Source organism: Peribacillus sp. YIM B13482 (assembly GCF_042787975.1).
Classification (GTDB): Bacteria; Bacillota; Bacilli; order Bacillales; family DSM-1321; genus Peribacillus; species Peribacillus simplex_A.
On record NZ_JBHZPF010000034.1, the window covers coordinates 26,190 to 43,028 of the forward strand.

A 16,839-nucleotide genomic window follows, 5' to 3' on the forward strand; every position below is an offset into this window, starting at 1 on the left:
TATAATCACCCCAAAATACCCATTACCTTAAAGATGATATACCAATAAAATTTTCAAGTAGTAAAATAGTATCACTCCTTATTAAAACCACCTTTGGTCTTTATACCTAAATTTACAATTGACCAAAAAAGGAGAGTATCACTTTGTTCTTTTATAGCTCTGGTTATTTGCAGTAGTATTATTTGATCGTTAAACCGTCTTTTCTAAAGGAAAAGTAGATATCATAATCAAAACCAAAAGCTGACTTATATTACCCAAGCAGCTTTCAGTTTTTTTATGCCCTCTTGTATGTTGTCTTCAGAAACACCTGCGAATCCAATTAAGACTGTGGTTGTCGGAGGTTGTCTTTTATAAAAAAGAGAGGCAGGATAAATTTTCACGCCATGCTCTTTTGCTTTCTCAATGAGCTCTTTTTCACTAAATGGTGAGTAAACGTCAAGCAAGATATGCAGCCCCGAGTTTCCTCCCCGAATCTTCACTTGTCCTCCTAATTCGCTTTGTAGGGTCTCTAATAAAATGGCTCTTTTTTTTTGGTACAGCTTTCTCATTCGGTTGATGTGTTTTTGCCATTCGCCCTTTTTTATAAATTCAGCAAGCGTCAGTTGATTGTGAGAGGACACCGTTTGCTTATATAAGGAAGTGATTTCACTGCCTTTTTCTAAAAGAGGTAACGGAAGAATCATATAGCTGATACGCATTGAAGGGAGAAGAGATTTAGAGAAAGTGCCCATATAAATGACACGGTCATGCTGGTCAAGACCTTGCAAGGAGGGGATCGGCTGTCCGCTGTATCTGAATTCGCCGTCATAATCGTCCTCGATGACAAATGATTGATTTTCTGCCGCCCATTTAAGCAGCTGCATTCTTCTGTTAATCGTCATAATTGTTCCGAGTGGAAATTGATGAGATGGCGTTACATACACAAGGCTCGGCTTCTCTTTTCGGATTTCTTGGATACAGATTCCTTCATCATCGACTGGTATGGGAAGAATCTTCATATGATTGACTTCAAAAATCTTTCTCGTTCTCGGAAAACCCGGATCTTCATACCCTATGGAAATATTCGGGCCGAAGACTTGGCACAAGATCTGCATCAGAACAGGGTTCCCAGCCCCTAAGATGACCTGTTCAGGTTGACAATTGACGCCGCGCGATTGATACAAGTATTCTGCAATGAGTGTTCTCAGCTCAAGTTCTCCTAAAACATTCCCTGGCCGATAAAGCTGTTGACCATATTGATCTAAACTACTGACCATGCTTTTTCGCCAAGCGGAAAAAGGGAAGTGGGCAGAATCCACATTGCCATAATGAAAATCAATCGATTGTTCATTCTCTTCTGTTTTTGGATTAATGGATGAGGTGCTTGGCATTTTAACAAGGATAAAATCAGAATCATTATAATCAGCAAACCAGCCGCTTCTCGGCTTGCTCAAAATGTAGCCTTCAGCAGCAAGCTGTTCGTAAGCCCGTTCTACAGTCGTTTGGCTAATTGAAAGCTGAGTGGCGAGCAACCTTTTTGAAGGGAGTTTCATTCCTTTTTGAATACGGCCCTCATGCATATTTTTTTTGAAGAGCTGATAGAGCTGTTGATAAAGTGGAATGTCTAGATTTCGATTTAAAAAAAACGTGATATCCATTTATATGATTCCTCCAAACTGGCATGGTTTTATTTAAGGAAACTGGCTGTTTATTAAAGGTCAATGTAAGTTTATAGTCATTGTAATCCATTATGAAAGGGTTAATAAGAGGAGCTAGATAAAAAATTGATTTAGTCATTTAAAGTAGTTTAATCAAGAAGAAACATGATTTGGAGTGATTGTAATGAACAAAGCAGCAAATGGTTGGATGAATGGTTTTCTTGGCGTACTGATTTTTAGCGGCTCGCTACCTGCGACACGATTGGCTGTAGCGGATTTCGATCCGTTATTCCTCACCGTCTGCCGCGCTGCGATAGCTGGCGTATTGGCTGGCGCTCTCCTTTTCATCTTCCGGCAGCAACGTCCTGTCAGAAGCGATATCGTTCCTTTATTGGTGGTAGCATTTGGCGTGGTTGTTGGTTTCCCGCTGCTGACAGCCTTGGCCCTGCAATATGTCACGTCTGCTCATGCCATTATCTTCATTGGGCTTCTTCCGCTCTCGACGGCGATCTTTGGGGTACTTCGGGGGGGTGAACGGCCTCGACCCTCCTTCTGGATCTTTTCAGCTGCAGGCAGCTTCCTGGTCGCAGGTTTTGCCCTAATCCAAAATGGGGAATCATCGCCGATCGGTGACGCATTCATGCTGGCTTCCATCATCGTATGTGGTCTCGGTTATGCAGAAGGAGCTCGGCTCTCACGCAAGCTTGGGAATTGGCAGGTGATCTCTTGGGCTCTCGTTCTATCGCTTCCCCTTATGCTGCCACTCTCGTTCTATTATACGCCGGACTCGTGGGCGAACATCGGTGATCCTGCTCTCTTCAGCCTTGCTTATGTGTCTTTATTCAGCATGCTCATCGGCTTCGTGTTCTGGTACCGCGGTCTCGCCCAGGGCGGTATTGCAGCGGTTGGACAGCTACAGCTTCTTCAACCTTTTTTTGGGCTGCTCCTTGCTGCTATGATTCTAAATGAGAAAGTCAGTCCGGCACTCGTAGCTGTGAATATTGCCGTTGTACTATGCGTGGCAGCCGCCCGGCGATTCGCAAGGTAACACATGGCCCATTTTAAAAACGAGCGGAACAGAATCCTTGCTCCGGCTCGTTTATCATTTTGCAGTGTCCGTATTTTTCATAGATTCAAAGAATATTGACCCTCTGAGCTTGACCTCACGTTTAAAATGATTTTCATCCGTGACCAAGCGTTAAATAGTCAAGTTCCCTTCGAATACTGTCACGGCATGGCCAGAAAGTTTAACTGTGTCCTCCGCTACTTCAACCTTGACTAGCCCTCCTCTTTCCGATGCCTGATAGGCAATACAGATATTTTTATCCAGCTTGCTTTCCCAATATGGCCCCAGACAACAATGGGCAGAGCCCGTAACATAATCTTCGTCAAGGCCTTGGGCAGGGGAAAAGAAACGAGAGACGAAATCATATTCATTGAGATTCGATCGACTCGTTACAATGACACCCCGAGTCGGTAATTGGGCAATCAAATCGATATCTGGTTTTAAGTTCCTTACGATTTCCTCTGATTGAACTTCGACTAGATAATCCCATTTGTTTTGACCAACATACGTAGGCACAACGCCCAAAGCCTTTATCAGTAAATCCGGGGCAGCGGTCTCCTGCTCCATTAATGACGGAAATTCCAATTGAACCATCCCATCCAAGAATTTGGCAGTGAGAAGCCCGCTTTTTGTCTGATAGACAATTGCTTCATTCCTTGGTACGTATCCTTTCTCCCACAAAAAGAAAGAGCTTGCCAACGTCCCATGTCCACAAATCGGGATTTCAATCGAAGGTGTGAACCAACGCAGCTGCCATTCATCATTATGAAGATGAATAAACGCCGTAACAGGTAAATTAACCTCTTTAGCTATTCGTTGCATCCACTCACTGTCCTTTACCCCGCTAAGAAGACAGACAGCAGCAGGGTTCCCTTTAAAAGGTTGATCTGTAAACGTATTAATAATCGTTAATTCCATGAAAAAATGCCTCCTTAAATAGTATTGCCCGTCATGCATTTCCACAAAAAGCAAACTGTTAGTTATAATTATATTAAATCATACTTGGAATAGTTTACCTATTGGAGTCAGCAACCTTAGCCGAAGTTACTCTATGTATTAACACTTTTCTCTCTTTTTTAGTTTGAAACCTTACAGTTATAGATTAAGATGAAATTATACAATTTTTTCAAGAAAACGAAACATGCTATTACTTAAGGCATTCATAATAATAGGATGTAAACCAAAAAAGAAGTTATGATACATAAGAAATAGATAATAAGGAAAAGCTGCATATCGCTTTGTTAGATGAAAATGCAGAAACTGAAAAAATCTAGTTTTGTTAGTAAAGGGAGAAATTCAAAATGGAAATTTACGCAGTTAACATTGAGGGTATTAATGAATTTAATTTTGAATACACAACATATAATCACATTTTATCAAAACCAACCATAAGGAAAGCAAAAAATTTTAAACACTATAAAGATAGTGTTAGAACTGTAGTCGGTGAATTATTAATTCACTATATCTATCTCCAGAACCAGAAAGAGGCTTCCATCCCCCTTGTGATACTGCGAAATGAATATGGCAAACCATATTGTAACGAAGCAGCTTTCCATTTTAACGTCTCACACTCTGGCAGTTGGGTTGTTTGCATTGTCGATACTAAACGAGTGGGTATAGATATTGAACTAATGACAGATATAGACTATGAAGCTTTAATTTCATTTTTTCACTCTTTTGAAAGTCGAGAAATGACGGAAACAACTAGTAAAAAGGATTATTTTTACAAACTCTGGACAATAAAAGAAAGTGTCATAAAAAATATTGGAAAAGGTTTAAGTATTCCATTAAACAGCTTTTACGCCCGTCAAAACCAACAAGTAACGTCGATCCATTTTGAAGAAAGCACATTGAATGACACCAGATTTCATGTGAAAATGTTTGATTTTCAAGAAAATTATAAGCTAGCAGCTTGTGCCCTTCATGATAAATTTCCTGAATCTATTAGTTTCTTAGATGCATCTAAAATTTTTTCTTTTCTCATGCAAGACAGTAGACTTCCAAAATAATTAAATATCTTACAATGTAAGCCGACTACATAACGAGCCTGCATTGTTTGTTCATTCAACATTAACAATAAAAAAACACATGACTGTGGTATTTTAACTCCTCAGTCATGTTCTGCATAAAACCTTATTATGATGATTACGTGTCTTTCTTACATACATTATTTTTTAGGAAGAAAAGAATAAACATTTGTATCATATACTTCACCATTTTGATACATATAGTTTTTTAGGACTCCTTCTTGTTGAAATCCCATTTTCTTAAGTAAATTGTTTGACGGTACATTTTCAATAAAAACTACAGCACCAATTCTCGTTAATCCTAGAGTTTCCGAGCCGTATAAAAGAATTTTCGAGACTGCTTCAGTCATATATCCCTTTTTCCAATGGTCAGGATGAATTTCGTAACCTATTTCCGCCCGTTTATGTTTAGGAGACCAAGCATTAAATCCAATTGTTCCTATTAACCCTTTTTCTCCTTTTCTTTCGATCCCCCACCTTATTCCTCTTTTTTCCTTTAAACTTTTAGAAAAAAAATCTACAAATCCGCTAGCTTGTTCGACGCTCTCTAATTTGTCTTGACCATAAAAACGTATGAGGTTAGCGTTAGAAAAACAAGAAAAAATGGCATCTGCATCCTCATGAGTTATTTCTCTCAAAATGAGTCTGTCTGTTTCTAAATTAGGAAACATTTAATATTCCTCCTATGAATTCATATATGACAAAGCACTAGATAAATATTTCAATTTGCAGGTTCTTAATTTTTACTTTATCTGCGAAAAGTGTCACCAAAATAGGGGGCTACCTTCATAATTCATTGCCCTCTTACCCTAGTTTTTTTACCAAATTGGATATAAATGGCACTTTCACAATATCAAGTTTGCAGAACTTTTACAAGAATTCTTTGCGGATAAAAAAATTAAATGGAAGAGAGACAGATAAGAATAGCAGTTTCTCTGATGATAAAAAGAGGAATACCCGGAATTTTGTAAATATCACCAAGTTGAATGATACCCGCCACCATCGTTCCATGACCCTCTTAATGATTTTAAATGTCGCTTCCGCAACAGCGTTATCATAAGGGCAACCTTTCATACTTAGTGAACGACCAATCTCAAATATGGTTAACGTTTCGTCCGTAGTAATGGATGCGAATGACAGCGACCACTTAAAAATAATATCAAACGAATGGGGCAAGGATATATGAATTACTCGATGACGACGGTGAAAAAATAGGGGGCGGTCTTCATGTTTTTAGTTTAGGTGAAATAAAAGAAGTTCAAGAAATTGACTACCTGAGTGAACATGGAGTTGGCCATTTATACTGCTGAAAAATACTTTCACCAGGTAAAATAAATAATAAGAGCGATTGCTAATTAAATGCAGTCGCTCTTTTTTCAAAGCATTTTAATTCGTCAATGTTAATAGTTTTGCGGAAGTATAATTATATTTCTCAATCGAAAAATCAAAAACGACTCCTGCTTTTAAAAATACCGTATTTTCAACAACTAAAGTCGGATCTCCTGGTTGCAAGTCCAAAAGCTTTGCATCATCATCATTTAGTTTCTCACACGAAATGATTTTATCTGCAAAACCAATATTCAACTTCAAATCCTCGACTATATATTCATAAATGGAACCATTTGCGATTTCTTTATTTATGATGGGGATGATGTCTTTATTGAAAAAGGACTCTTCTATTACAATGGGTACACCATTTAAGCATCTAACCCGTTTGAGGTTATAGATTTTGGTTTTCAGATTACATTTCATTTTTTCGGCCAATTTTTCATCAGCTTCTATTAAATCTAACTTCAACACTTCACTTGTCATTTCATCCTTTTCAAACTGTTTCGTTAAGCCATTCATATTCTTCATCGAAATACAGCCAGGTCGGGAAAATTCCCTTAGGAATATGCCGCTTCCTTGAACTTGATAAATATAACCCTGTTCAGCCAATATATTGATTGCTTTTCTTATGGTATTCCTGCTGACATCGAACTTCTTCATCAACTCTTCTTCAGTAGGTAACTTAGTATTTAATGTATATGTTCCTTCTAATATTTCTTTCTCCATTTGTTCTACGACCATTCTATACTTTACACCCATATTTCCCTATACCTTCCTCTATACATAATGATTTCGAACAATAATTTAGACTAAATGTTAGGTTTTCTTTACAATAGTTTATTTTATAACGATTGTAAAGAAACCTCAGTTTCTTTTGGAACAGGCATGTTCAATCCTAAGCCGTTCCTTATTTCAAACCAAAAAAAGAGACATCAAATCGTTTAACGATAGGATGTCTCCAAATCTATTGAGTATCATAGTTATTTATAATCTTGGCGAGGAACCGCATTCCCTTTCAGGCCCCAAGTTAATTTGTTCAGCATTTTACCCTTGAAGTGAGATTTACTTATTTGTAATGCCTCTGCACCCTTTTACTTTTTCCAGAACGGAACACTACCACACTCGTGAACAAAGGATACAGTACGTACCCCAGATAAACACCCATCATATTCAGTATCAGGTCATCGATATCCAAACTTCCGCGCCGAAAAACGAGCTGACAGATTTCAATACCTGAGATCGTTATGAATGGATAAAGAAATTTCCTTAAAGCAGATGGCTCTTTCCCATCCCTGGACAACAAATACAGCCCGAATGGAATGAACAGACCCACATTGGCGCTAAGGTTATAAAATGACACAAGCCCGTTCATTTCGTTCGATAAATAAGAAAGTATCGTAGAAAAAGGAATCAAATTATACGAATATACCTGCCCTTCTGGTCGAAAGAACAGCAAAACCAGTAATGATAAACTGTAGCAAATCAAGGCTGCCTGCCACAAAAGGCGCGGAATCATCACCGTTTCACCTCGAAAATAAAGAACCGCAAACGAAACGATAAGAAGTATACAAAACCAAACAACCATGATCACCAAAGGATTCAAATATAATAGAAGCTGAAGGAAAAGAGGTAAACCGCACAAAAACAGGGCTTGCGACAGCAAAAGGGAAAGCATGGCGGATTTTCGAGACATGTAACTCCCCCTTCTATTTCTCTCCAAATCAATGCATATCATTATATCCTAGGACATCTTTAACAGGCCGTCAACAAACTACATACACCTGTCATTTTGAAAACTGCCGGTATGTTCGTCAAGGGGAAGTTCTTTCGAATAAATCAACCGAAACGAAGGATAATTCGTCCTTCATCCGGATAATTCGTCCGTTGTGTTTGATAATTAGACCTTCATCCGGCAGAACAAAAAAAGCCGGTTCCTCACTTTCCAGGAATCCGGCTTTTTTGTTTATTGATGTTCATTTTATAGTGCACGGTATTTTTTTAAACTTATAATATTGATGGTTATAAAAACGACGGAAAATGCCAGGAGTATGAGTAAATCCATTAAAACCTCATTGAAAGTGAAACCTTTGTACATAATCCCGTTCATGGCATCCGATGCGTAATAGAGCGGCATGACCTTGCCGATTTTTTGCAGCCAGTCTGCCATGCCATCCAATGGGAAAATCCCTGTGAAGAAGACTTGCGGCACGATGACCAACGGAATGAATTGTACCATTTGGAATTCAGATGTTGCGAAACTCGATAGTAATGTACCAAGCGATAATGCAACAAGCGCGACGAGTATATTCGTTAATAAAACGAGCCAAATGGAGCCAACAAGGACGATATCCAACACATTTACAGCATATAGTACGACAATTAAGGTTTGAACGAGCGCAAATATGCCATATCCGATTACATACCCCGCTACGATTTCGTATCGTTTAATCGGTGTAGCAAGCAACCGTTCCAACGTACCACTTGTTCGCTCCTTCAAAAGTGCAATCCCTGCTATTAAAAATACAAAGAAGAACACGAAAAAGCTGACGAGCATCGGACTGAACGTATCAAAACCCTTTGTTTTGGCATCCCCGTATACATATTGCTTCTCAATTGAGGGTGTATTTTTTCCATTCCCTTGCAGCCCTTGCATCATTTGCATTTGAACGGCCTTTGCACGGTTCGGTTCGTCGTTCAATAGTGTCAGTTTTATCTTGCCATTTTCAACCTGCAGCCAGCCATCTGTATCATTTTCAATCATTTTCCCCTGTGAAAATTCCTCAGCAGCCGTTACTTGAAAATCCGCTTGTTTCAATGCTTTAACCATAGCTTCATTACTGCCTGTAACAACGATTTTCAAATCACTCGCTTCTGTATCGAAAATAAAATACATGAGCGTTAAAATGAGCAATGGAGCGAGGAAAAATAAAGCGAGCGTCCTTCGATCCCGGCGCATCTGCTGTGTAATCCGCGTAACAAGAGAGGCAATTCTCATTTTAGGCCACCTCCAATCCTTAAAAAAACATCATCAAGCGTTTCCGCTGCATATTGTGTTTTTAAAGCCGCCGGGGTTCCTGATGCGATGATTTCACCCTCACGCAGCATCGCCAGTTTATCGCATCGTTCCGCCTCATCCATCACATGCGTCGTGATGATGATCGTCTTATGATCTTCATTTCTTAAACGCTCAAGTTCTCGCCAAATGGATCGTTTCAGCAAAGGGTCCATTCCCACTGTCGGTTCATCCAAAATGAGAATCTCCGGATTTTGGATGAGTGCAACCGCCAGTGACAGACGGCGTTTCATCCCCCCGGAATAATACGCAACCCGAACGTTCAAGTCACTCGTCAACTGTACGATTTCAGCTGCATATTGAATCCGTTCCCTTCGTTCCTTTTTCGAAAAACGGTATAGCTTCGCAAAAAACTCGAGGTTTTCAGCCCCCGTCAGATCTGTATATAAAGCATCGGATTGTGCCATATAGCCGACATCCATTAACAGTGCTTCATTTGGCACTTCATGATCCAGAACCGTGACTTTACCAGCATCGGGCTTAATCAATCCGACAATCATTTTAATCAAGGTCGTCTTTCCGCATCCGGATGGACCTAACAAGCCAAAAATTCCACTTTTTTCAATATTCAGGCTCAATGGCTGAATGACCTTTTTATGATGAAAACCCTTAGCAATTCCTTCAATAGAAATCGCATTTTTCATTGTACACACATCCTCCCTCTTTAATTAACACGGTGTTGAGTGTATCATCATTCTAAGGTAGCTTTTAGTCTAATACAATCAACACATTTCGAAAAATGTTTAGTGAGGAGACATTCAATGGCGGAATTTCATGAGGATATGGTACAGAAGAAGAAAAAGCAGATACAACATCATTTTATTGCACTCGTTGAAACAGAGGGGTTCCCACATGTCTCAGTGAAGAAAATTGCAGAGCGCGCCAACATTAATCGGGGCACATTCTATTTGCATTACACAGATAAATATGAATTGATGGATCACTTACAGCAGGAATTGTTAAATGAACTTCAAACTCGAATTACTGCCATTTTGCCGAAAGAGGCTTTTTTGGCCCTCCATCAACAACAACTTTACCCGCCTTTCGTAGCAATTTTTCAATTCATCAGTGAACATGCGCACGCATTAAGGGCCATTCTTGGAGATAAGGGAGATCCTTCTTTTGCAAAAAAAATAAAGCTTGTGTTCGGTGAAGTACTATTGGAGCGTTTGATCAGCCAGCATCCAGCAGCTAAAGATGAAGCATTCCGCATGTATATGCACGCCTTCATGACATCTGCGATTTTAGGCGTTATACAGGAGTGGCTGGAGAATTGCGAAGAGCAAACGGCGGAAGAAATGGCGAAAATTCATTTTCAAATCCTGAACTTCATCAGCCAATTACGGACATTCATTCAATGAATTTTTATAAAGGCATGTTCCATTTACATGCCTTTAGGATAATAAAATGGGATAATCCCCCTTTAAACTTACATCTTTTCCCCCGCTTTGACCTCTCCCCTTCCAACCTGATAATACCTGCTCTTCGAGGCCTTCATACTAAGCATGGACAATAAAATGGATATAGCAAGCATGATCATTGAACCTGAAATCACCACGAACCGAATCGAAATGAACTGAACTGAAACACCAACAATTACGGTAGTGATGATGATCAATAAAGCTTCTAACAAGCCAAAAACACTTCCGACCCTGCCCATGATTTCCACGGGAATATTATTTTGATAAAAGGTTTGAAAGCCTGTGTTGGCAAACGCCAATGAAAGGGCAATGATGAAAAAACCGATGGCGGCCATTGAAAAGGAATTCGAAAAGGCATAGACCATATAACCTATCGAGACAAACAAAGATCCAAGACCAATCATGTACGAGATTTGCACTTTACTGATGAATACGGCATTGACTATAGCACCCGCAATGATACCTGCTCCGGCGATGCTTACAAGGAATCCGTAATCGCTGTCCGACAAAAGGAGTATGGCCTTGGCAAACGCTGCTTCTTGGGAATCGATGGCCGTTTCCATCACCACCATGCAGCTGAATAAGAAATAAATAAGCATAATTTTCAAAACAAAAAAACTCATTCAAAATTAAATGAGTTTGAAAGCAAAACAAGATAGGAATTTTTCGCTCAGCGTTCCCGAATAAGACACAGGAATGACATAATTGAATACCGTTAAATGAATGTTTGGATTCAGTTGATTTACTTTAGGGAAAACAATTTTAAAAACGGATTCTTTTTCTTATCCGTTATCCTTAACTCATTCATTATGATTTGGTCCTCATGATCGGCTATCCATTTCCTTAGTGCATCTTTATCCTGGCATTGTGTTAAATATGTCTGGCCACCCTTGCCTGTAGCGTTAATAACATATCTATTGAACGTCTTCTCCATAATTGCCCGCCTTTTTTATAAAATGTCTGAAACCTTTAAATACGAATGCAATGACTTTTTCTTTATGCTTTTCAAAAGAAAAATAATTTATATATATTAATAACATTGATTGGCAATGACCTGTTCAGCTAGAAAGTGTTGAATCAAGTACACCGAAACTGTTATCATAATCGGATTAATCGAACCTATCATAATGTGCTAACTAATATTTGTCAATACGTTTTATCAATGTAAATAAAACGTAAATTTTCAGTTTTATTAAAGAAATATTTTTTTACAATTTAGGGGTTTACAACTGCTAAATGTTGGGAGTAGAATACGTTTATCAATTTAATACATTTCGGCCAAAACTCAAAGGAATTGAGTACGGAGGACCCAATCATTTGGGGTTAATTCTGCCATGCAGAAGGGATGAGATCAGCTCTTTCGCCATCCTACCCGTCAGCTAACTTCGTCGGCTAAAGCGAAGGAGGTCATAAGACCGCCTATTTCGGGAGCTTTTTTTTGCACGCTTTTTGTGACAAAATAGCTGTTCGATGATTACGCAGGTCTTTTTATTATGCTAAAAAAGGATTTGATAAAAGGATTGATGGTTAAGATATTCATACAGTTTTACACATGTCATTTTTAGGTAGGGATGATCAATTGATAAAAGCAAAAAATTTATTGGATCCGCCAAAAATCCTTGTACTCGGCTTTGCCACCCTGATACTTATTGGGGCCTATTTGCTGACCCTGCCGATTTCCACTGAAAATGGGAACGGCCTTGCTTTTCTGGATGCTTTATTCACCTCAACCTCCGCTACATGTGTAACAGGACTAGTCGTAGTGGATACGGGAACGACCTTCACCACTTTTGGTGAATTGGTCATCTTAACACTGATTCAGATAGGCGGCTTAGGATTCATGTCATTTGCGACGTTTTTCTTTTTCCTTTTAGGCAAAAGGATTTCTTTAAAAGGCAGGTTACTCTTGCAGGAGTCCTTAAATAATCTTTCCATGGCAGGTATAGTCAAGTTAGTAAAACGGCTTTTAATTTTCACGGCCATCATTGAAGGCTTGGGTGCCCTTATCTTATCGATTCGCTTTTCTTTTGACATGCCAATCGGCAAAGCGATCTATTACGGGGTTTTTCATTCCATATCGAATTTCAATAATGCCGGTTTTGATTTAATGGGAGAATTCAAGAGTTTGACCCCTTATGTATCGGATCCATTCGTAACCCTTACGGTCGCCTTCCTGATCACGTTTGGCGGAATAGGTTTTATCGTGATGAATGAACTATACGAATATCGTGATACCCATCGTTTATCTTTACATACGAAGGTTGTTCTGATGACTAGCCTGACACTTACAATCGCCGGCGCAATTTTAATCTTTTTATTCGAGTTCGGTAATGCCAAGACATTGCAGCCTTTATCTTTCATGGGTAAAACGTTATCGTCTCTATTTCAATCGGTTTCACCAAGGACGGCCGGCTCCAATACGCTGAATATCCCTGATTTGACTCAACCCACAATACTGCTCATCATTTTCTTGATGTTCGTTGGGGCTTCACCCGGATCGACTGGCGGCGGGATTAAAACAACCACATTTGCGACGCTTATCGGAACGGTCTGGTCACAGATTAAAGGAAAGGGTGATGTGGTATTATTCCGGCACCGCATTGTGAGTGAAACGATCTTTAAAGCATTATCCGTTACATTCATTGGCGTATTCATGGTTTCAATCATTTCCATTCTGCTGACCATCACTGAAAGCGGAAGTGACTTCTTGATGATTTTATTTGAAGCCACTTCAGCATTTGCCACCGTGGGACTTTCAATGGGTTTGACCCCCGAATTATCACCGGTTGGCCGGATGCTCATCATTTTCACGATGTTTGCAGGCCGTGTGGGTCCTTTGACTTTGGCCTTCGCCATCGCTATGAGGCGCAAACCAGATCCGTTCCGACGTCCAAAAGGGAAAATCATGATTGGTTAAACATAAATGAAGGAGTGTAAAAGATGGGAAAAAGACAATATGCCGTGATTGGTTTAGGCAGATTCGGAACCAGTGTGGCCCATAGATTATATTCGGCTGGCCAAGAGGTATTGGGTATTGATATCAGCGGGGAAAGAGTCGAGAATGCGGAACTGAGCGTTACCCATGCAGTCATTGCGGATACGACTGAAGAAGAGACATTGAAATCCATTGGAATCCGCAACTTCGATTGTGTCATCGTAGCCATCGGAATTGATATGCAATCAAGCATTTTAACTACCTTGCTTTTAAAAGAGCTTGGGGTCAAAAAGGTGATTGCCAAGGCCCTTAATAAAAATCATGGTCAGGTGCTCACTAAAGTTGGAGCCGACTGGGTCATCTATCCTGAGAGGGATATGGGGGAACGGGTCGCGAACCAGCTTCTGTCCCCTAACATGCTGAACTATATTGAACTCTCTAAAGAATACAATATCGAGGAAATCATAGTCCCCATGAGCATGAAGGGAAAAAGCCTCAGGGAGCTGGATTTACGCGCAAAATATAATATCAGCGTCATTGCCATCGTGAGTAATGGGGAAATTATCATAGCACCATCACCCGATCAGGATATCCATGAAAAAGATATGCTTTTAGTAGTTGGCAATAAAGAAGATCTAGCCGTCTTTGCAAATATTGAATAATGGATCCCCTTCTCGTTTCCGGTTCTGGCTGTATGAAGATGAACTAAAATCAGCCGATTAAGAATGATTCATCATAGGACTTCGTGTCATATATATCGATTCCTATAAATTCCCTGCAGTCAGGATCTGAAAAGAGAAACACTAATTTCTTGGCATCAGGATGAGTAACTGACCGTTTTACAAGTACATCATTCAATCTTAAGGAATAATAGCTTTCACCATCAGCTGTAATTCCTATTGTGAATGTAGGCATCTCATCAGCCAGACCTTTAATTTTCAAGGCTGTTTTACCTTCCAATTCAATTCCTATGATTGGAATGCCTTTGCCGAAATCCAGAATGATATCCTCGTTAAGCGGGAGCTCGTCCGTTTTTGTAATGGTGTGCTTCAATGGTTCGGCTAAATAGATATAGCCCATACCCGCATCATCATCAAATGTCATATGCCTTTCCATAGTTCCACCTCCCTTTTCTGTAGCGGTTTCATTTTTATGTTTACCCATTCAAGAAGGCCGCTTTATGGCGGTCTTCTTGAATGGATTTTATACTTTTTTCACTAAAACGAACATTCCCCTGCCATGAATACGTATGTATTATTTAATGGTATTGATGGCTTGGGCAAGAGTGGATTTTATCATCACTTTATCAAAAGGCAGTTGAAGCTTAACAGCAGTCTTGGCTATTTCCGGCCGAAGTCCTGAAAGGGTTGTCCGGATTCCAATCAAAGTTAAGGATTCAATCAATTGTGACAGTTGGTGGGCGGATACACTATCTATTGCATGGACTCCCGATAGGTCAATGAAAAGCCTGGTGACATTTTTTTCAGCGCATTTTTGTAATGTGTTTTCAAGCAAGGACATGCCTCTCGCCGTGTCAATATCACCGATCAGGGGAAGCAACGCCGTGTTATCTTTAAGGGAAATGATAGGCGAGCTCAATTCATCGATCGTTGCCTGCTGGGCTTTCATAATTTTATTGGCATATCTATGATTCGCTTCCGTAAACCGCTCCATCACTTCACTGAGCACCTTGACCACTATCCGGTACCAGGAGTTTATTTCCTCCTGTGTATGTTGATCTCCATGCAATGCCACGAATTGATCAATATAACCCAAGTATTGCTCTTGCGTTCGAAAGAACTCCCTCAATATAAAATAGATGGGTGTGTTTAAATGCTGCTCATCCTGACCGATATCTTCAATCCACTCACCAAGATGCTCAAAGTATTCCCTTTCCTCTGTATCAAAGACCTGAAAGAAACGTAAATGGAATTCATTATTTTGTTGCTTAAGCTTTTTAATTACTTCGGGATCAGGTGAGCTATAAACCCCCGCCTTATCATTTTTATTCAATGTTGCGTACCAATCCTCAGTCAATTGTGCTGCAACACCTAATAAAAATGAATATAGTTCTTTATTTCTGTGCATAAATTCCCCACCTATTTATTTTTTTATCATCCCAATTGGTCTCAGCAATCGATAAATCATCGCTACTGGAAGACTGAAATCAGCATTGTAAGGGTATTGAAAGTTAACGATTCAATCAACAAAGGAAGCATCGAAGATCCCCCCAATGGTCCCCTCTTTCCATTTACCTTCCCAGCTATTTTTGAAACCATACAACTGCCGATTTTTTAAAAAAGGATTCTTAAAAACATCCATCTATTATTCTGGTCATTTTATTGTTATAGTTTGCCATTTTTATTTTTTGTTAACAATTTAACCTTCATCCAAACCATTTTCTTTTCACGTGAAAAAAGGACCTGCTCCCAGTTCCTCCGTTTAGTGGCATTGAGCCGCACTATCCATAACCTTTAAACCATCCGATCACCATTTCGCCCATCTAATGATCATTACTTTTTCATAAATAAAGCCGTCCATAAACCTTGCACCCCAAAGGTTTCATCAGATTCTTCCTTTTTCCTCATTTTACGTATTTCCACCACTTCAAATTCCTTGAAAATCATTCTAAGTTTTTCTTCAGTAAAACCTAATCCGCCTTTAAGACTTCTTTGCCTATATACCTCCCAATCCGAGATGTCGGCACCACCTAATATGCCGCCTTCTACAAAACAAGTAATCGAATACAATCCCTTAGGCCTTAACGCCTTTTTCACCATCTCCAAATAATTGATCCTTCGATGTGGTGCGATATGATGAAAACAACCTGAATCATATACGAAGTCATATTGCCCTTCCTCAATTTCCAATTCAAATATATTCCTTTGAATGAAGTTCACTTGGACTTTCTTTTCTGCCGCTCGTTCTTTTCCCCATTCCAGGGCTTCCTTTGAAAGATCAACCGCATCAACAGAACAGCCCTTTTGAGCTAGGTAAATAGCATTTCTTCCAGGACCGCACCCAAGCTCAAGAACCTTTCCAGACCCAAGCAGCTCACTATCAAAGTATTGAACCAAATTCTCATCAGGGAGATTTCCGAAAAAGGGAACCCCCTTTTCCCGGTCTTCATAAAAACCATTCCAGAATGCAGTTGGCTCACGCAATAACGAATCAAGCATGTTCAATAGATCTTCATAGGTTGTAATCGTCTCCGACAAAACCATCACCTCTTCCCATTATATCCCACAATTTAATTATACCGATTTCGCCCGGCGGCCATGTAACAGCTGCATCGTTACATATGACGTAAAGCTAACAAAGTCGCACTCAAACTGCCTTCTGATTGATAAT

Annotated in this window: 17 protein-coding genes and 1 riboswitch; of the genes, 5 read left to right on the top strand and 12 right to left on the bottom strand. The window is 39.7% G+C overall.

Features of this window, described 5'->3' with window-relative positions; all coding sequences use genetic code 11:
* Nucleotides 1-245: 245 nt before the first annotated feature.
* Nucleotides 246-1,637, bottom strand: coding sequence for a MocR-like pyridoxine biosynthesis transcription factor PdxR (pdxR, locus tag ACFX4L_RS16240; protein WP_377384902.1), 1,392 nt, complete (start codon nucleotides 1,635-1,637; stop codon nucleotides 246-248).
* Nucleotides 1,638-1,821: 184 nt separating this feature from the next.
* Here pdxR and ACFX4L_RS16245 point away from each other — a divergent pair, with 184 nt between their 5' ends.
* Nucleotides 1,822-2,685, top strand: coding sequence for a DMT family transporter (locus ACFX4L_RS16245; RefSeq protein WP_377384900.1), 864 nt, complete (start codon nucleotides 1,822-1,824; stop codon nucleotides 2,683-2,685).
* A gap of 150 nt (nucleotides 2,686-2,835) precedes the next feature.
* Here ACFX4L_RS16245 and ACFX4L_RS16250 read toward each other — a convergent pair whose 3' ends face one another.
* Entirely contained in the window at nucleotides 2,836-3,621 is a 786-nt protein-coding gene (locus ACFX4L_RS16250; RefSeq protein WP_377405653.1) for a PhzF family phenazine biosynthesis protein, read from the bottom strand.
* A gap of 383 nt (nucleotides 3,622-4,004) precedes the next feature.
* Here ACFX4L_RS16250 and ACFX4L_RS16255 point away from each other — a divergent pair, with 383 nt between their 5' ends.
* Nucleotides 4,005-4,712: a 4'-phosphopantetheinyl transferase family protein gene (locus tag ACFX4L_RS16255; RefSeq protein WP_377384898.1), complete on the top strand. Its 708-nt coding sequence runs from the start codon at nucleotides 4,005-4,007 to the stop codon at nucleotides 4,710-4,712.
* 158 nt (nucleotides 4,713-4,870) lie between these two features.
* On the opposite strand, the gene ACFX4L_RS16260 is transcribed toward ACFX4L_RS16255, so the two are convergent.
* The 5 genes from ACFX4L_RS16260 to ACFX4L_RS16280 form a co-directional block, all read right to left on the bottom strand.
* Nucleotides 4,871-5,401 carry a GNAT family N-acetyltransferase gene (locus ACFX4L_RS16260; protein WP_377384896.1) on the bottom strand — a complete coding sequence of 177 codons (531 nt, stop codon included), beginning with the start codon at nucleotides 5,399-5,401 and terminating at the stop codon, nucleotides 4,871-4,873.
* 715 nt (nucleotides 5,402-6,116) lie between these two features.
* A complete protein-coding gene (locus ACFX4L_RS16265) occupies nucleotides 6,117-6,818 on the bottom strand; it encodes a GntR family transcriptional regulator (RefSeq protein ID WP_284469517.1) in 702 nt (233 codons plus the stop codon).
* A 307-nt stretch (nucleotides 6,819-7,125) separates the two neighbouring features.
* On the bottom strand, nucleotides 7,126-7,752 hold the full coding sequence (locus tag ACFX4L_RS16270; RefSeq protein WP_377384892.1) for a VanZ family protein: 627 nt from the start codon (nucleotides 7,750-7,752) through the stop codon (nucleotides 7,126-7,128).
* Between the two features lie 285 nt (nucleotides 7,753-8,037).
* Entirely contained in the window at nucleotides 8,038-9,054 is a 1,017-nt protein-coding gene (locus ACFX4L_RS16275) for an ABC transporter permease (RefSeq protein ID WP_377405655.1), read from the bottom strand.
* Nucleotides 9,051-9,776, bottom strand: coding sequence for an ABC transporter ATP-binding protein (locus tag ACFX4L_RS16280; protein ID WP_089362764.1), 726 nt, complete (start codon nucleotides 9,774-9,776; stop codon nucleotides 9,051-9,053). Before ACFX4L_RS16280 ends, ACFX4L_RS16275 begins: the two co-directional genes overlap by 4 nt.
* Before the next feature lie 117 nt (nucleotides 9,777-9,893).
* Here ACFX4L_RS16280 and ACFX4L_RS16285 point away from each other — a divergent pair, with 117 nt between their 5' ends.
* Nucleotides 9,894-10,493 carry a TetR/AcrR family transcriptional regulator gene (locus tag ACFX4L_RS16285; RefSeq protein WP_377384886.1) on the top strand — a complete coding sequence of 200 codons (600 nt, stop codon included), beginning with the start codon at nucleotides 9,894-9,896 and terminating at the stop codon, nucleotides 10,491-10,493.
* A gap of 68 nt (nucleotides 10,494-10,561) precedes the next feature.
* On the opposite strand, the gene ACFX4L_RS16290 is transcribed toward ACFX4L_RS16285, so the two are convergent.
* Together ACFX4L_RS16290 and ACFX4L_RS16295 are read right to left on the bottom strand one after the other, a co-directional pair.
* A complete protein-coding gene (locus ACFX4L_RS16290) occupies nucleotides 10,562-11,152 on the bottom strand; it encodes an MFS transporter (RefSeq protein ID WP_377405672.1) in 591 nt (196 codons plus the stop codon).
* Between the two features lie 143 nt (nucleotides 11,153-11,295).
* Nucleotides 11,296-11,487, bottom strand: coding sequence for a hypothetical protein (locus ACFX4L_RS16295; protein ID WP_061465172.1), 192 nt, complete (start codon nucleotides 11,485-11,487; stop codon nucleotides 11,296-11,298).
* A gap of 332 nt (nucleotides 11,488-11,819) precedes the next feature.
* Nucleotides 11,820-11,962, top strand: a riboswitch (cyclic di-AMP (ydaO/yuaA leader).
* Between the two features lie 170 nt (nucleotides 11,963-12,132).
* Between ACFX4L_RS16295 and ACFX4L_RS16300 the strand changes: the two genes are divergently transcribed.
* Together ACFX4L_RS16300 and ACFX4L_RS16305 are read left to right on the top strand one after the other, a co-directional pair.
* Nucleotides 12,133-13,470 carry a TrkH family potassium uptake protein gene (locus ACFX4L_RS16300; RefSeq protein ID WP_377384882.1) on the top strand — a complete coding sequence of 446 codons (1,338 nt, stop codon included), beginning with the start codon at nucleotides 12,133-12,135 and terminating at the stop codon, nucleotides 13,468-13,470.
* A 23-nt stretch (nucleotides 13,471-13,493) separates the two neighbouring features.
* On the top strand, nucleotides 13,494-14,150 hold the full coding sequence (locus ACFX4L_RS16305; protein WP_061465174.1) for a potassium channel family protein: 657 nt from the start codon (nucleotides 13,494-13,496) through the stop codon (nucleotides 14,148-14,150).
* Nucleotides 14,151-14,199: 49 nt separating this feature from the next.
* Here ACFX4L_RS16305 and ACFX4L_RS16310 read toward each other — a convergent pair whose 3' ends face one another.
* The 3 genes from ACFX4L_RS16310 to ACFX4L_RS16320 form a co-directional block, all read right to left on the bottom strand.
* A complete protein-coding gene (locus ACFX4L_RS16310; protein WP_377405658.1) occupies nucleotides 14,200-14,604 on the bottom strand; it encodes a hypothetical protein in 405 nt (134 codons plus the stop codon).
* 138 nt (nucleotides 14,605-14,742) lie between these two features.
* A complete protein-coding gene (locus ACFX4L_RS16315; protein ID WP_284469509.1) occupies nucleotides 14,743-15,576 on the bottom strand; it encodes an STAS domain-containing protein in 834 nt (277 codons plus the stop codon).
* 425 nt (nucleotides 15,577-16,001) lie between these two features.
* On the bottom strand, nucleotides 16,002-16,706 hold the full coding sequence (locus ACFX4L_RS16320; protein ID WP_377384879.1) for a class I SAM-dependent methyltransferase: 705 nt from the start codon (nucleotides 16,704-16,706) through the stop codon (nucleotides 16,002-16,004).
* Nucleotides 16,707-16,839 lie beyond the last annotated feature (133 nt).

Bases quoted from the DNA above. Each gene is read 5' to 3' on its own strand.
- pdxR (WP_377384902.1), bottom strand. From the start codon at position 1,637: ATGGATATCACGTTTTTTTTAAATCGAAATCTAGACATTCCACTTTAT.
- ACFX4L_RS16315 (WP_284469509.1), bottom strand. From the start codon at position 15,576: ATGCACAGAAATAAAGAACTATATTCATTTTTATTAGGTGTTGCAGCA.
- ACFX4L_RS16245 (WP_377384900.1), top strand. From the start codon at position 1,822: ATGAACAAAGCAGCAAATGGTTGGATGAATGGTTTTCTTGGCGTACTG.
- ACFX4L_RS16260 (WP_377384896.1), bottom strand. From the start codon at position 5,401: ATGTTTCCTAATTTAGAAACAGACAGACTCATTTTGAGAGAAATAACT.
- ACFX4L_RS16295 (WP_061465172.1), bottom strand. From the start codon at position 11,487: ATGGAGAAGACGTTCAATAGATATGTTATTAACGCTACAGGCAAGGGT.
- ACFX4L_RS16285 (WP_377384886.1), top strand. From the start codon at position 9,894: ATGGCGGAATTTCATGAGGATATGGTACAGAAGAAGAAAAAGCAGATA.
- ACFX4L_RS16290 (WP_377405672.1), bottom strand. From the start codon at position 11,152: ATGCTTATTTATTTCTTATTCAGCTGCATGGTGGTGATGGAAACGGCC.
- ACFX4L_RS16280 (WP_089362764.1), bottom strand. From the start codon at position 9,776: ATGAAAAATGCGATTTCTATTGAAGGAATTGCTAAGGGTTTTCATCAT.
- ACFX4L_RS16270 (WP_377384892.1), bottom strand. From the start codon at position 7,752: ATGTCTCGAAAATCCGCCATGCTTTCCCTTTTGCTGTCGCAAGCCCTG.
- ACFX4L_RS16265 (WP_284469517.1), bottom strand. From the start codon at position 6,818: ATGGGTGTAAAGTATAGAATGGTCGTAGAACAAATGGAGAAAGAAATA.
- ACFX4L_RS16255 (WP_377384898.1), top strand. From the start codon at position 4,005: ATGGAAATTTACGCAGTTAACATTGAGGGTATTAATGAATTTAATTTT.
- ACFX4L_RS16305 (WP_061465174.1), top strand. From the start codon at position 13,494: ATGGGAAAAAGACAATATGCCGTGATTGGTTTAGGCAGATTCGGAACC.
- ACFX4L_RS16250 (WP_377405653.1), bottom strand. From the start codon at position 3,621: ATGGAATTAACGATTATTAATACGTTTACAGATCAACCTTTTAAAGGG.
- ACFX4L_RS16310 (WP_377405658.1), bottom strand. From the start codon at position 14,604: ATGGAAAGGCATATGACATTTGATGATGATGCGGGTATGGGCTATATC.
- ACFX4L_RS16275 (WP_377405655.1), bottom strand. From the start codon at position 9,054: ATGAGAATTGCCTCTCTTGTTACGCGGATTACACAGCAGATGCGCCGG.